The organism is Rhizobium sp. BK377, from assembly GCF_014193935.1.
In the GTDB taxonomy this organism is placed as follows: domain Bacteria; phylum Pseudomonadota; class Alphaproteobacteria; order Rhizobiales; family Rhizobiaceae; genus Rhizobium.
Map to the genome: position 1 here is coordinate 859,916 of NZ_JACIAC010000001.1, position 14,195 is coordinate 874,110.

The window sequence follows — 14,195 nt, forward strand, 5'->3', positions numbered from 1 at the left end:
AAGCGCAGAAAGATAGCACATGACAGTTGAGTGCACCCGGCTCAAATCCGGGCTGACAGTAGTCACACAGACCATGCCGCACCTTGAAAGCGCTGCGCTCGGAGTCTGGATCAAATCAGGTTCGCGCAACGAAACAGAAGACGAGCATGGCATCGCCCACCTGCTCGAACATATGGCCTTCAAGGGAACGGCACGCCGTTCCGCCCGTGAGATCGCCGAGGAGATCGAGGATGTCGGCGGCGAAGTGAATGCTGCGACCTCCACCGAGACGACCTCGTATTATGCCCGCGTTCTGAAGGATCACGTGCCGCTCGCCATCGATATCCTCGCCGATATCCTGACGGAATCCGCGTTCGAGGAAGAAGAGCTGGAGCGCGAGAAGCAGGTCATCCTGCAGGAGATCAACGCGGCCAACGACACGCCCGACGACGTCGTCTTCGATCGCTTCTCCGAGGTCGCCTATCGTGGCCAGACGCTTGGGCGACCGATCCTGGGCACGCCGGAAACCGTCCTTTCCTTCACGCCGCAGCAGATCCGCACCTATCTCGGCCGCAACTATACGACCGACCGGATGTTCGTCGTGGCGACCGGCGCCGTCGAGCATGACGAATTCGTGCGCATGGTCGAAGACCGCTTTGCGAGCCTGCCGAGCGAGCCCAATGCGCCGCCGGTTATGGAGCCGGCGCGCTATATCGGCGGTAATGTGCGCGAACCGCGCGACCTCATGGACGCGCAGATCCTGCTCGGCTTCGAGGGCAAGGCCTACCACGCCCGCGATTTCTACTGCTCGCAGATCCTCGCCAATATCCTCGGCGGCGGCATGTCCTCCCGCCTCTTCCAGGAAGTGCGCGAATTTCGCGGCCTCTGTTACTCTGTCTACGCCTTCCACTGGGGCTTTTCCGATACCGGTATTTTCGGCATCCATGCCGCGACCGGCGGCGAGAACCTGCCGGAATTGGTGCCTGTCATCATCGACGAGCTGCACAAGTCGGCAGGCAGTATCCACCAGAAGGAAATCGAGCGCGCCCGCGCGCAGATCCGCGCCCAGTTGCTCATGGGCCAGGAAAGCCCCGCCGCCCGCGCCGGCCAGATTGCCCGGCAGATGATGCTCTATGGCCGTCCGATCTCCAATCCGGAGATGATGGAACGGCTGGAGGGTATCACCATCGAGCGCCTGACCGATCTTGCCGGTCGCCTCTTCTATGATACCGTCCCGACGCTCTCGGCGATCGGCCCTCTCGAGCAGCTTGCCCCGATGGAAGACATCACCGCCTCGCTTTCGGTTCCGGCACCGAAGACGATGCAGGCAAGCCGCTGACCGACACATACGTTGCGCCGGAGGGTATCGATGCCAAAATCGGTTTTTCGGTTCCTGTCGCGACAGCCTGAAGCGGTCGAACTCGAAAATGACAAATATCTCCTGCGCCTGCCGCGCTACCAGGATTTCAATCAATGGCACCGGCTTCGCGCCGACAGCCGCCGTTTTCTGGAACCCTGGGAGCCGACATGGCGGCGCGACGAGCTGACCGAAGGCTCGTTTCGCGCCCGCGTGATCCGCGGCAAGCAGGAATATGCTTCGGGACAGGCGATCCCACTCTTCATCTTCCTGAGGAAAGACATGACGCTCGTCGGCGGCGTCACCATCGGTTACATCCGCCGGGGGGCTGCCCAGAGCTGCATGATCGGCTATTGGATGGGCGAGCGTCACGCCGGCCAGGGACATATGTTCGCCGCACTTCAATTGGTTATTCCCTATATCTTCGCAGGGCTTGAGTTGCACCGTATCGAAGCAGCCTGTATTCCAGACAACGCACGGAGCATCCGCCTGCTTGAGAAAGCCGGGTTCCAGCGGGAAGGCTACCTGCGCGGATATTTGAAGATCAATGGTCAGTGGCACGATCACGTGATGTTTTCACGCCTGGCCACCGACGCGGATACAGGCAGGAAACCCAACAGCCGATGAACAAAGACCGCATGCTGCTGACGTCACCGTCCGGACGAGTGATCGCGGTGATCGCAGCCCTTCTCCTGTCGGTGTTCGCCTTTGCGGCGGGAACCGTGCAGGCGGCCGAACCGGTTAAGATTTCCCGCGACGATACCGCGCTGGACCTGACTGCCACGACTGAAATCTATGCCAATCAGGGCGAGGCCTTCCAGGTTTCCACCGCAGCCGGTGCCGATGGTATCCGCCGGCGTATCGAGGTGCGCGCAAGCTCGCAAAACCATCAGGGCGACTGGGCGGTCTTTGCGCTCGCCAACGTTTCGGAAGAGCAACTCGAACGCGTCATCGTCGCGCCGCACTTCCGTCTCGTCAATTCCAAGCTGTTCTGGCCCGACCTCGGCTCTCAGCGCATTATCGCGATCACGCCGAGCGAAGGCTTTGCGCTCGACCGGCAGCCGAGCGACGAGGCGGACGTTTTCCGCATCACGCTGAACCCGGGCGCCGTCATCACTTTCGTTGCCGAGCTTGCCACACCCGATCTGCCGCAGATCTATCTATGGGAGCCGGACGCCTACAAGGATACGATCAACGCCTTCACGCTCTATCGCGGCATCGTGCTCGGCATTGCCGGCCTGCTCGCCGTCTTCCTGACGATCCTCTTCGTCGTCAAGGGAACCTCGATGCTGCCGGCGACGGCGGCCCTTGCCTGGGCCGTGCTCGGCTATATCTGCGTCGACTTCGGCTTTCTCGGAAAGCTGATCAGTGTCGCCTCGGCGGATCAACGAATATGGCGCGCCTGTGCGGAGGTGGCGCTCGCCTCCAGTTTCGTCATCTTCCTGTTCACCTACCTCAATCTTAACCGATGGCATGTGCATCTCGGCTATGCCACGCTTGCCTGGGTTCTGGGCCTTGCCCTGCTGTTCGGCGTTGCGATCTACGACCCGTCGATCGCTGCCGGCATTGCGCGGCTATCCTTCGCGCTGACGGCGGCGACCGGGCTGCTGCTCATCATCTATCTCGGCTTCAACCGTTATGACCGCGCCATCCTGCTCGTGCCTGCGTGGGCGCTGACGCTCGTCTGGCTGTTCGGTGCGTGGATGACGATCACCGGCCGGCTCGACAACGATATCATCCAGCCGGCACTCGGCGGTGGCCTCGTCCTCATCGTCCTCTTGATCGGCTTCACGGTCATGCAGCATGCTTTTGCCGGCGGCGCCTTCCAGCAGGGACTGTTTTCCGATCTCGAGCGCCAGTCGCTGGCGCTGACGGGCTCGGGCGATATGGTCTGGGATTGGGACGTGGCACGCGACCGCGTCGTCACCATTCCCGATGTTTCCGTAAAACTCGGTCTTTCCCCTGGCACGATGCATGGCGCGGCGCGCAACTGGCTGCCGAGGCTGCATCCTGACGATCGCGACCGTTTCCGTGCGACGCTGGACGTGCTCTTGGAGCATCGGCGCGGACGGCTGAACCATGAGTTCCGCATCCGCGCCGAAGACGGGCACTTCCACTGGCTGCTGATCCGCGCGCGGCCGGTTCTCGGTTCCAACGGCGAGATCATCCGCTGTGTCGGCACGATCGTCGACGTGACCGAGCAGAAGAATTCAGTCGAACGGCTGCTGCACGATCCACTGCACGACAACCTGACCGGCCTGCCGAACCGGCAGGTGTTCATTGACCGCCTGCAGTCGGTGCTGACGCTGGCACCGGGCGGCGAGACGTTGCGCCCGACCGTGATGGTGATCGACATCGACCGATACAAGCTGGTCAACGATTCCCTCGGTGTCGCCGCCGGTGACAATATCCTGATCGCGCTCACCCGCCGCCTGCGCCGTCTTCTGAAACCGCAGGATACGCTGGCGCGCCTTTCCGGCGACCAGTTCGGCCTCATCCTCGTGTCCGAGCACGACCCGGCCAAGGTTGCCGATTTCGCCGATGCGATGAGCAAGGCGATCATGGTGCCGATCAACTTCTCCAACCGCGAGATCATCCTGACCGCCTCCATCGGCCTCACCTCCTGGGTAGATCAGCAGGAGAGCGCATCGGGCCTGCTCAGCGACGCCGAGCTTGCCATGTATCGGGCCAAGCGCGCCGGCGGCAATCGCGTGGAACCGTTCCAGCCGGCCTTCCGCGATTTCGGCACCGACCGCCTGCAGCTCGAATCGGATTTGCGCCGCGCCATCGAGCGCAAGGAGCTTTCGATGGTCTACCAGCCGATCGCGCGATTGGAGGATGTCGAGATTGCCGGCTTCGAAGCCCTGATGCGCTGGGAACATCCCAAGCGCGGCAATATCCCGCCGTCCGAGTTCATCCCGATCGCCGAGGCCTCCGACATCATCGGCGCGCTCGGCATCTTCGCGCTGGAACAGGCGACCAACGATCTCATGGCGTGGCAGAACCAGACCGGCGAACTGCCGATCTTCGTCTCCGTCAATCTGTCCAGCGTGCAGCTTCTGAACAACGAGCTTTACGACGACGTTCGCTCTGTGCTGGCGAAAACCCATTGCGATCCGTCACGGCTGAAGCTGGAACTGACAGAATCCATGGTGATGGAAAATCCTGAACAGGCCCGTCTCGTGCTGCAGAAACTGAAGGAAGCTGGGCTTGGCCTGGCCCTCGACGACTTCGGCACGGGCTATTCTTCGCTCGCATACCTCACCCGCTTCCCCTTCGACACGATCAAGCTCGACAGGGCGATGGTGCGCGACAACAGCGACAAGAAGACAACCGTGCTGAGATCGGTCATATCAATGGCCCGCGAGCTGGAGATGAAGGTGGTCGCCGAAGGCATCGAATCCAACGAGGACGCGATCGAGCTCGCCAAAATGGGCTGCAGCTACGGCCAGAGTTACCTCTTCGGTCCGCCGATGCCCTCAGAATCAGTGCTTCGGCTGCTGAAGGAACGGTTTCCGCTGACAAAGCGAGCCTAGCGACGGCGGAAACGAAACATCGTTGCCCTTGCCGTTTTCCTCGTTATTCTGCGCGAAAACATAATCGGGAGGTACCTTATGATCCTGCACTGCGTATTCATGCGGCTGAAGAGCGCTATGACACCTGACGATAAGCAGGCGCTGTTCGACGCCATCGTGGCGCTGAAGCAGGTGATCCCGGGAATTCTCGACATCAAATACGGGCCGAATGTTTCGCCCGAGGGGCTGCATGGCGGTTTCGTCGACGGTTTTGCCGTGACCTTCGAGAGCCCGGAGGCTCGCGATACCTATCTCGTGCATCCCGAGCATGTGGCCGTCGGCGAGCGCATCGTCTCGTCGACAGATGGAGGCCTGGCCGGCCTCCTGGTTTTCGATCTGGTTATCTAAAATCCGGTCAGCTCAGCTCGATTTCGCCATAGCTGCGGAGAGCTGGTCGACATTGTAGCGGAACATCTTTTCGTAGGTCGGGGCAGGGCCTTTCGAGTCCGAGAGAGATTCGACGTAGAGCTCACCGCCCGGCTCGGCGCCGGTTGCGGTGGCGACCTGCTTGACGAGGCGCGGATCGTTGGAGTTCTCGAAGAAATAGCTCTTCACGTGTTCCTGCTTGATCTGCTCGATCAGCTCGGAAACGTCGGCGGCCGATGCTTCGCTTTCGGTCGAAAGGCCGAGTGGTGCCAAGAAGCTAACATTGTATTCCCGGCCGAAATAGCCGAAGGCATCGTGGCTGGTCAGTACCTTGCGTCTGTTATCGGCGATCTTGTCGAACTTGGAATGCGCATAGGCATCCAGTTCGTCAAGCTTCCTGGTGTAATTCTCGGCATTTGCCTTATACGCTGCCGCATCGTCCGCATCGGCTGCAGAAAGCGCTTTCTCGATATTGGCGACCCAGACCTTTACGTTGACAGGGCTGTTCCAGACATGCGGATCGGTGACCGTTTTACCGTCCTCTTCCATCGTGCGGGTGTTGATGCCCTCTGACACCGTGACCGGCCTGCCCTTGTAGCCGGAGGCAGTGATAAGGCGGCCCATCCAGCCTTCCAGCCCCTCGCCGCTCACGAAGACGACCTCGGCCGCATTCAGAGCCTTGGCATCAGCCGGTGACGGCTCGAATTCGTGGGGATCGCCGTTCGGGCCGACAAGGCTCGTGACCTTGACGTGGTCGCCGCCGACCTGTCGGACGACATCGGCAAGCACTGTGAAGGAGGCCACGACCTTCAGCGTTTCGGCCGAAGCCGGCACCGCCGAAAGCGTCATCAGGACGGGCAAGGCGGCGGAGAGAAGCAGTCTGCGGGATATCATTGATGGCTCCTGTAATCAGCCCTTCAGATGCGGGCGGGGGAAGACGCGCCGGGCAAGGCCCGACGGTGCGAAGAAGATGGAGAGGCCGTAGAGCAGCGCCGCCGTCATGATGATCGTCGGGCCGGAGGCAAGCTCGAGGTGATAGGAGGCGATGAGGCCGAGATAGCCGGAGGCCGCTGCACTTGCCGCCGCTGTCGTCATCATGACCGGGAGGTTCCGGGACCAGAGCTGGGCGATCGCAGCCGGCAGCATCATCAGGCCGACGGCCATCAGTGTGCCAAGCGCCTGGAAGCTCGCGACAAGGTTCAGCACCACCAAGAGCAGGAAGAGAAAATGATAGACCGGCCCGCGCCCGCCGACGGCGCGCAGGAAGCCCGGATCAAAACATTCCGCGACCAGCGGGCGATAGACGATCGCGAGCGCCAGCAACGTAACCGACGTGATGGCGCCGATCTGCGTCAGCGCCGGCGCGTCGATGGCGAGGATGGTGCCGAAAAGTACATGCAGCAGATCGATGTTCGAACCGTGCAACGAGACGATGAGGACACCCAAGGCCAGTGACGCCAGATAGAAGCTTGCGAAACTCGCATCCTCCTGCAGCACGGTCATGCGGCTGACGACACCCGAGAGCAGTGCGACAGAGAGGCCGGCAACGAGACCACCGATACCCATTGCGGTCAGCGACAGAGAACCGGCAACGAGATAACCAATTGCCGCTCCCGGCAGCACGGCATGGCTCATTGCGTCTCCCATCAGGCTCATGCGGCGAAGCATGAGGAAGACGCCGATGGGACCGGAGCCGAGACCGAGACATAGGCAGGCGACGAGCGCGCGGCGCATGAAGCCATAATCGGCAAAGGGTGCGAAGAAGACATCGTAGGCCGTCATGCCGCCGGCTCGCAAGCTTCGGCATCCTCATCCCAGCGTTCGGTCATGGCGCGGGCCTGCAGAAGATTGGCAGACGACATGACCTCCTGCGTCGGCCCCCAGCCGATCAGCCGGCGGGCGAGCAGTAGGGATTCCGGGAAATGCGCCCGCACCTGTTCGAAATCATGGAGCACGGCAATCACCGTCCGGCCATCGCCGTGCCAGCGGGCGATGATATCAAGCAGATCCCTGGTCGTGCGGGCGTCGATGGCAGTGAAGGGTTCATCGAGCAGGATGACGCGAGCATCCTGCAACAGCAGGCGGGCGAAGAGAACGCGCTGGAACTGGCCAGCCGAGAGCGAGCCGATGTGACGCGCCTCGAAACCTTCCAGTCCGACGATGCGGAGTGCGGCGCGAGCGCGCATACCGTCCTGTTTCGCAACGCTGCCGAAAGCGCCGGCCGACCGCCAGCTTCCGAGCAGTACCGTATCCAGAACGGAGATCGGAAAGCGCCTGTTGATGTCAGCTGCCTGTGGAAGATAGCCGAAATCGGCACGTTGCAGCCGGTGCTCCACTCGCCCCTCGGCCGGGCGCAGTTCCCCCATGATCGCCTTTAGCAGCGTGGATTTCCCCGCCCCGTTCGGCCCGGCGATTGCCGTCAGGCTGCCGGGCTGGAATGCGCCGGAGAGATGATGGACCGCCGGGTGGCGATTATAGGAGACTGTCAGGTTGTCGAGGCGGATGACCGGCGCGCTCATGGCAGCAGGATCGCCCAATGGATCGCAAGCCACAGGAGCGCAACGACAACGATTGCGCCGCCGGCACGCTGAAGCGCCGATTGTCCAAGCAGGCTGATGGCGAAACGTTGGGGGGCAGTCGGCATTGTTCATTCCTTTTATGTAATAACATAACCGTTATGTTATAACAATTATGGCAAGAATGAGGCAAAGACGACCGCCGGCGCCATATCCCATCTGTCTCAACGAAGAATAAAAAAGGCGCCCGAAGGCGCCTTTCACGTAAGCGTCAATGGGTCCGACTCAGAGTTGCTCAAGCATCGCCGCCGCGCCAGAAACCGTTGCCTGGCCGGGCGTTTCTTCGACGTTGAGCGACTTTACCACACCGTCCTCAATCAGCATCGAATAGCGCTTGGAACGCACGCCAAGGCCACCAGCCGAGAGATCAGCATCGAGGCCGACTGCCTTGGTGAAGCCGGCATCCCAGTCAGCAAGGAAATGGATCTTGCCAAGGCCGCCCGAAGACTGCGCCCAGGCGCCCATGACATGCCAGTCGTTGACGGCGAGAACGGCGATGTCGTCAACGCCCTTGGCGAGGATGGCATCGCGGTTTTCCAGATAGCCAGGCAGGTGGTTCAGCGAACAGGTGGGTGTAAAGGCGCCGGGTACGGCGAAGAGCACGACGCGCTTGCCGGCAAAGAGCTGCTCGGTGGTGGTTTCGACCGGGCCGTCGGCTGTCTTTTCCTTGAAGGTGGCGGCAGGAAGCTTGTCGCCAATCGCGATGGTCATGGATTTTCTCCTCGGTTCTGGCTGGTTGCGGCAAGACCGCGTGGGGATTGAGAGGGACTATAAGATGCGGTCAATCAAAGGCAAGCGTGGTTTCCATGGCACGGGCGCCGTCAACGACGAGCACTCCCCATTGCTTGCCCTTGATATCGTAATTGCTCGGGAGCTTTCCGATGGCAATATCGGCGGAATAGGCCCTGCCGCTGCGCCCCACATTCATCTGCTTGGTGAAGGCATAGCCGCTCGGGCCAGTAACGATGATTTCGGGCGTTCCATTCCCCGCTTCCGGCAGAGTAACTTTCAGCGAAAGTTGCTTCAGGTCGGCTGACATCGCGTGCGCCACGACCCCGAAATCGGCAGACGGCGCTTCTGGAAGGCAGGCAGCCGCACTCTGAAGGATCGTCTGCTCCTGCGGGCGCGACTGAGCGGCAGCACCGAGACTCAGCGAAAAATGAGCCTGGAAAGGGATGCAGATATCCTTGCAAATGCCGATGAACGCCGTGGCATCTATTACGACCGGCCCTGCCTTCCAAGAAGTAAGCGATAATGGGAGGGTCACCGCCGCCGCATAGCCGATATCCTCCACCTTGCCGCTGAAGATACGTTTCGGGACGGGATAGGAAATGGCGTCAAGTGTCACACCACTTTGCGGTGCGATGGTGATCTGCGGCGGGATGCCGTTATTGCCCGGTTCACGCCAATAGGTAATCCAGCCAGGTTTCGGCTCGATCTGCAAGCCAGCCCTTATATGACCGGCAGCGTCCGGCGGCAGCACCACGAGACGCATGCGGCCGCCCTCGTTCTCCGCCCAGCCGCTCATTTCCGCATGCCCCTGACGCAACAATACGAGTATGGACGCAGCCGAAATGGCTGCAAACAACAGGGGCCGCGCAAGCGATGAAATAATTCTCATGGAACAAGGGTTTACCGAAACTTGCCAATCGCCGCCAGAAGTCCTGCCATTTAAAATCTTCATTTTCGGTTGATTGATTTGTGACATTGCCCCATGTTTCTCTTGTCGGAGCCTTTGTGCGGTCTGGCGGCAGGAGGAACCATGTCCCTAGCAACGCTGAAGAACAGACGGGAACGCGGATTTTTCGATGGTCAGTTCTTGATCGCCATGCCCGGCATGGAGGATCTTAACTTCGCACGCACAGTGATCTACATTTGCGCCCACTCCGATGCTGGGGCCATGGGCTTCGTCATCAATCGCCCGCAGAGCCTCACCTTCACCGATGTCCTGCTGCATCTCGATATGATCAAGCAGGAAGATTCCATCGTGCTGCCGAAAGATGCGCGGGAGTTTCCGATCCAGACAGGTGGGCCGGTCGAGAGCGGTCGTGGTTTCGTGCTGCATTCCGACGATTATGTCAGCGACTCCTCCATCCCCGTCAGCGACGATATCTGCTTGACGGCGACGCTCGACATCGTCCGCGCCATCTCCAAGGGCGGTGGGCCGAAGCGGGCCACCATGCTGCTCGGCTATTCCTCATGGGGTGCGGGGCAGCTCGAAAACGAAGTGGCCGCCAATGGCTGGCTCAATTGCGCGGCCAATGAGGAGCTGATTTTCGACCGCTACCTCGACGACAAGTACGAGCGGGCGCTTGCCAGCATGGGTGTCACGCCGGCCATGCTTTCCGCCGAAGCCGGCCACGCCTGACGACCGCATTGGGTCCGGAACGAAACGCGTTCATCAGCGTTTCCTGTCGGCAAACGCGGACGTTCCGTCCGCCGTCCGAGAGGAGACACGAATATGGGTAGCACCGGCGACAAGATTTCCGGCAAGGTCAACGAGATGGCCGGCAAGGCGAAAAAGACTGCCGGCAAGGCCACCGGCGACCGCGAAATGCAGGCCAAGGGCAATATCCAGGAAGCCAAGGGCAAGGTGCAGGTTGCGACCGGCAAGGCCAAGGACAAGCTGAAAGGTGCTGCCGATCGGCTCTGACGCCCTCCCCGTTTCAATACATATGCAATGCCTGTCGCATCCGCGTGCGCCGGGCATTTTCCGTCATATGCTGCCTGTGAGACTGCCATGAGGCTATTTACCTGCGACAATTGCGATCAGGGCATCCACTTCGACAACAGGCAGTGCGTGCGCTGCAACCATCGCCTCGGTTTTTTTGCTGGCGATCTTTCCATGCACGCACTGGAATCGCGCGACGAGGCGAACTGGCAATTTGTCTCCGATCCGAACCGGCTTGTGCGGTTTTGTGCTAATGCGGGCCTCGATATCTGCAATTGGCTGGTGGATGACGGCAATGATTTCTGCATTGCCTGCCGGCACAATCGATTGGTGCCGAATACCGATACGCCTGACGGTATCGCGCGCTGGCGGCGCATCAGTCAGGCACAGCGCCACCTCTTCTATTCGCTGCTGCGCTGGAACCTGCCGCATCCCGACCGGCGGGAAGATCCGCAAGGCGGCCTAGTCTTCGACTTTCTTGAGGACACCGTGCAGAATGACGGCAATGTCTTGCCGGCCATGACGGGTCATGAGGAAGGGCTGATCGCTATCCGTGCGGCAGAGGCTGACGATGTCACGCGCGAGCGGGCACGCGCGGCGATGGATGAGCCCTATCGCACCCTGCTCGGCCATTTCCGTCACGAAACCGGGCATTTCATCTGGAATAAACTGGTACGCGACCGCAATGGCTTCGACGAATTCCGCGCCGTCTTCGGCGACGAGCGGCAGGATTACGGAACGGCACTGCAGGAGCGCTATGCGAATGGACCCGCTCCGGGCTGGCAGGAGAGTTTCATCAGCGCCTATGCCTCCGTCCATCCCTGGGAGGATTTTGCAGAATGTTTCGCGCATTATCTGCATATCGTCGATACGCTGGAGACGGCACGCAGCTTCGGCATGGCGATCGATCCGCGCGGGCATGAAGAGATTGCAGCGGAAGTAGATTTCAATCCCTACCGTGCGCAGAGTGCGGAACAGCTCATCAGCGCCTGGGTGCCGCTCAGCCTTGCGATCAATGCTATCCAGCGCAGCATGGGCCAGCCGGATTCCTATCCCTTCGTGCTGTCCCCGCCGGTCGTGGCTAAGCTGGAATACCTGCACCGACTGATACAGAATGCCGCCAACGAGAAACAGCAGGCGGCATGATCAGCCGACCTTCTTGCTTCTTTTGAAAGGCTCCATGCCCTTGCGGGCAAGCTCATCGGCACGTTCGTTCTCGGGATGGCCGGCGTGACCCTTGACCCAATGGAGCGTCACCTTATGCCTGTTGCGGGCCTCCTCGAGCGCCTGCCAGAGTTCGGCATTCTTCACCGGCTTATTGTCCGATGTTCTCCAGCCGTTCTTCTTCCAGCCGAAGATCCATTTGGAAATGCCATCTTTCACATAGGCGCTGTCGGTGTAGAGATCGACCTCGCAGGGCTCCTTCAGGGCGCTGAGCGCGGAGATGGCAGCCAGGAGTTCCATGCGGTTGTTGGTGGTGTCCGCCTCGCCGCCGGAGAGTTCCTTTTCCACCTCGCCAAAACGAAGCACCGCCCCCCAGCCACCGGGACCGGGGTTGCCGGAGCACGCGCCATCGGTGAAGATATCGATGTGCTTCATAAACTCAGTCCATATTCTGCCGGCGAGGTAATCCGGCGGTGGAAGCGCAGCTTGTGCAGATATTCCAGCGGATCCTTTTTTGTCACCATCGCCCCCTGAGGCGTCGTCAGCCAGTCGTAAAGACGGGTCAGGAAGAAACGCAAGGCCGAGCCGCGGGAGAGAATCGGCAGGGCAGCGATTTCCTCATCATTCAACGGCCGTACGCTCTGATACCCTTCCAGCATCTGCATGCCTTTGGTGATGTTGTAGGCACCGTCCTTCTCGAAGCACCAGGCATTGAGGCAAATCGAGACGTCATAGGCGAGAAGATCGTTGCAGGCGAAATAGAAATCGATGAGACCCGACAGTTCGTCACCGAGGAAGAAGACGTTGTCCGGGAAAAGATCGGCGTGGATGATGCCATCAGGCAAATCCTTCGGCCAATAGGCCCGCAGGAAATTGAGCTCGCTGCGGATCTCGTTCTGCAGCCCGGGCTCAACTTCGTCGGCGCGTGATTCCGACTTATCCCATAGTGTCTGCCAGCCTTCCAGCGACAGGGCATTCGGCCGCGTCAGTGCAAAACCTTCGCCAGCGACATGCATCTGCGCCAGCGCCTTGCCGACTTCGCGGCAATGTTTGGCTTCCGGCTTTCTGAGCCACATGCCTTCCAGAAAGGATATAAGCGCGGCCGGCCGGCCCGACAGCGTGCCAAGCAGCGCGCCATCCTTGCGCGGCAACGGCAGCGGGCAGGACAGGCCGCCGGCCGACAAATGCTGCATCAGGCCGAGGAAGAAGGGCAGATCGCTCTTTTCCACCCGCTTTTCGTAAAGCGTCAGGATGAGCGGCGCCTTGGATGTGTGCAGCAGGAAGTTGGAATTCTCTACTCCTTCCGCGATGCCCTTATAGGAAAGCAGCTGGCCGGCATCATATTCAGTGAGAAACCATTTCAGCTCGTCTTCGGCGATATCGGTATAAACTGCCAAGGTGGGTATCTCACTGTAGTAGCGGTGTTATCGGGTAGGCAGGGCAGAGAGGGCAGCCCCTCACCTCATTCCCCGTTCACGAATGCCATGTCCGCCGTCGTCAATTCAAGGCTGCGCAGTTCGCGATTAACGAGGAAATGCTCGTTTTCCTGCACGGTTTCAGCAAGCTCGACGCGGGCATCGAAGCGGGTGCGGAAGGCCTCGATGATCTCGTTGACGATCACTTCAGGGGCGGAAGCACCGGCGGACAGACCGAGCGTGGCAATCGGGCCGATCTCATCCCAGTCGAGCTCGGAAGCGCGCTGCACGAGGATCGACTTCGTCGCGCCGGCCCGGAGCGCCACTTCGACGAGCCGCTTGGAATTGGAGGAATTCGGCGCGCCGACAATGATGAACAGATCGCAGCCGGGGGCTGCTTCCTTCACTACCTCCTGGCGGTTGGTCGTGGCATAGCAGATGGAATCAGCAGCCGGCGCCTGCAGCTTGGGGAAGCGCTCTTCCAGCCGTTTGATGACCCCGGCGGTATCGTCGACCGAGAGCGTCGTCTGCGTGACATAGCCGAGATTATCGGGATCATCGGGCTGATAAACGTCTGCATCCTCGACAGTTTCGATGAGCGAAACAGCGCCTTCGGGCAACTGACCCATGGTGCCGATCACTTCGGGATGACCGGCGTGGCCGATCAGGACGACATGGCGACCGAGGCGATTATGGCGCATCGCCTGCTTGTGGACCTTGGAGACCAGCGGACAGGTTGCGTCGAGATAAAAGAGGTTGCGGGCATTTGCATCCGCGGGCACGGATTTCGGCACGCCATGGGCGGAAAAGACGACCGGCTGGGCACGATGTTCTGCCGGAATCTCGTCAAGCTCCTCGACGAAGACGGCTCCCTTGGCTTCCAACCCTTCCACGACATAACGGTTATGGACGATCTCGTGGCGGACATAGACAGGCGCGCCATAGGCCTTCAGCGCCAGCACGACGATCTGGATGGCCCGATCAACGCCGGCACAGAAGCCGCGCGGACCGCAGAGCCTGATCGTCAACGGAGGTTTTGCCGCAATGTTCATAACATATCCAGGTTAAGCTTCAGGGACCTCTAACCCAATA

At 60.6% G+C, this 14,195-nt stretch carries 16 protein-coding genes; 7 read left to right on the plus strand and 9 right to left on the minus strand.

Annotated elements, in window-relative coordinates:
• Positions 1–19 precede the first annotated feature (19 nt).
• The 4 genes from FHT92_RS04315 (at position 20) to FHT92_RS04330 (ending at position 5,259) form a co-directional block, all read left to right on the plus strand.
• Positions 20–1,318: a M16 family metallopeptidase gene (locus FHT92_RS04315; RefSeq protein ID WP_183822769.1), complete on the plus strand. Its 1,299-nt coding sequence runs from the start codon at positions 20–22 to the stop codon at positions 1,316–1,318.
• 30 nt (positions 1,319–1,348) lie between these two features.
• The gene (locus FHT92_RS04320) at positions 1,349–1,963 is read left to right on the plus strand and encodes a GNAT family N-acetyltransferase (protein ID WP_183822771.1); all 615 of its coding nucleotides are present in this window, start codon (positions 1,349–1,351) and stop codon (positions 1,961–1,963) included.
• On the plus strand, positions 1,960–4,872 hold the full coding sequence (locus tag FHT92_RS04325; RefSeq protein WP_183822773.1) for a sensor domain-containing phosphodiesterase: 2,913 nt from the start codon (positions 1,960–1,962) through the stop codon (positions 4,870–4,872). Before FHT92_RS04320 ends, FHT92_RS04325 begins: the two co-directional genes overlap by 4 nt.
• Positions 4,873–4,950: 78 nt before the next feature.
• Complete coding sequence (locus FHT92_RS04330; RefSeq protein ID WP_183745126.1) at positions 4,951–5,259, plus strand: Dabb family protein; 309 nt, start codon at positions 4,951–4,953, stop codon at positions 5,257–5,259.
• Positions 5,260–5,271: 12 nt separating this feature from the next.
• Here the strand turns inward: FHT92_RS04330 and FHT92_RS04335 are convergent, their stop codons facing one another.
• From FHT92_RS04335 to FHT92_RS04355, 6 genes are all read right to left on the minus strand, one after another.
• Positions 5,272–6,171: a metal ABC transporter solute-binding protein, Zn/Mn family gene (locus FHT92_RS04335; RefSeq protein ID WP_183822775.1), complete on the minus strand. Its 900-nt coding sequence runs from the start codon at positions 6,169–6,171 to the stop codon at positions 5,272–5,274.
• 15 nt (positions 6,172–6,186) lie between these two features.
• Positions 6,187–7,059 (minus strand): metal ABC transporter permease, encoded by an 873-nt coding sequence (locus tag FHT92_RS04340; RefSeq protein WP_183822777.1) that lies wholly within the window; start codon positions 7,057–7,059, stop codon positions 6,187–6,189.
• Complete coding sequence (locus FHT92_RS04345) at positions 7,056–7,796, minus strand: metal ABC transporter ATP-binding protein (RefSeq protein WP_183822779.1); 741 nt, start codon at positions 7,794–7,796, stop codon at positions 7,056–7,058. Before FHT92_RS04345 ends, FHT92_RS04340 begins: the two co-directional genes overlap by 4 nt.
• On the minus strand, positions 7,793–7,921 hold the full coding sequence (locus tag FHT92_RS29610; RefSeq protein WP_281412852.1) for a hypothetical protein: 129 nt from the start codon (positions 7,919–7,921) through the stop codon (positions 7,793–7,795). The genes FHT92_RS04345 and FHT92_RS29610 overlap by 4 nt, the downstream gene beginning before the upstream one ends.
• Positions 7,922–8,078: 157 nt before the next feature.
• A complete protein-coding gene (locus FHT92_RS04350; protein WP_183745137.1) occupies positions 8,079–8,564 on the minus strand; it encodes a peroxiredoxin in 486 nt (161 codons plus the stop codon).
• Positions 8,565–8,634: 70 nt separating this feature from the next.
• Positions 8,635–9,474, minus strand: a complete 840-nt coding sequence (locus FHT92_RS04355; RefSeq protein ID WP_183823824.1) for a protein-disulfide reductase DsbD domain-containing protein — start codon at positions 9,472–9,474, stop codon at positions 8,635–8,637.
• Between the two features lie 141 nt (positions 9,475–9,615).
• Between FHT92_RS04355 and FHT92_RS04360 the strand changes: the two genes are divergently transcribed.
• From FHT92_RS04360 to FHT92_RS04370, 3 genes are all read left to right on the plus strand, one after another.
• Positions 9,616–10,221, plus strand: a complete 606-nt coding sequence (locus tag FHT92_RS04360; RefSeq protein ID WP_183745141.1) for a YqgE/AlgH family protein — start codon at positions 9,616–9,618, stop codon at positions 10,219–10,221.
• 93 nt (positions 10,222–10,314) lie between these two features.
• Positions 10,315–10,506, plus strand: a complete 192-nt coding sequence (locus FHT92_RS04365) for a CsbD family protein (protein ID WP_183745143.1) — start codon at positions 10,315–10,317, stop codon at positions 10,504–10,506.
• 87 nt (positions 10,507–10,593) lie between these two features.
• Positions 10,594–11,670: a putative zinc-binding metallopeptidase gene (locus tag FHT92_RS04370; RefSeq protein WP_183745144.1), complete on the plus strand. Its 1,077-nt coding sequence runs from the start codon at positions 10,594–10,596 to the stop codon at positions 11,668–11,670.
• Here FHT92_RS04370 and rnhA read toward each other — a convergent pair whose 3' ends face one another.
• The 3 genes from rnhA to ispH form a co-directional block, all read right to left on the minus strand.
• Complete coding sequence (rnhA, locus tag FHT92_RS04375) at positions 11,671–12,123, minus strand: ribonuclease HI (RefSeq protein WP_183745146.1); 453 nt, start codon at positions 12,121–12,123, stop codon at positions 11,671–11,673.
• A complete protein-coding gene (locus FHT92_RS04380; protein ID WP_183822781.1) occupies positions 12,120–13,085 on the minus strand; it encodes a homoserine kinase in 966 nt (321 codons plus the stop codon). The genes rnhA and FHT92_RS04380 overlap by 4 nt, the downstream gene beginning before the upstream one ends.
• Before the next feature lie 65 nt (positions 13,086–13,150).
• A complete protein-coding gene (gene ispH, locus FHT92_RS04385; RefSeq protein ID WP_183822783.1) occupies positions 13,151–14,155 on the minus strand; it encodes a 4-hydroxy-3-methylbut-2-enyl diphosphate reductase in 1,005 nt (334 codons plus the stop codon).
• Between the last annotated feature and the right edge of the window lie 40 nt (positions 14,156–14,195).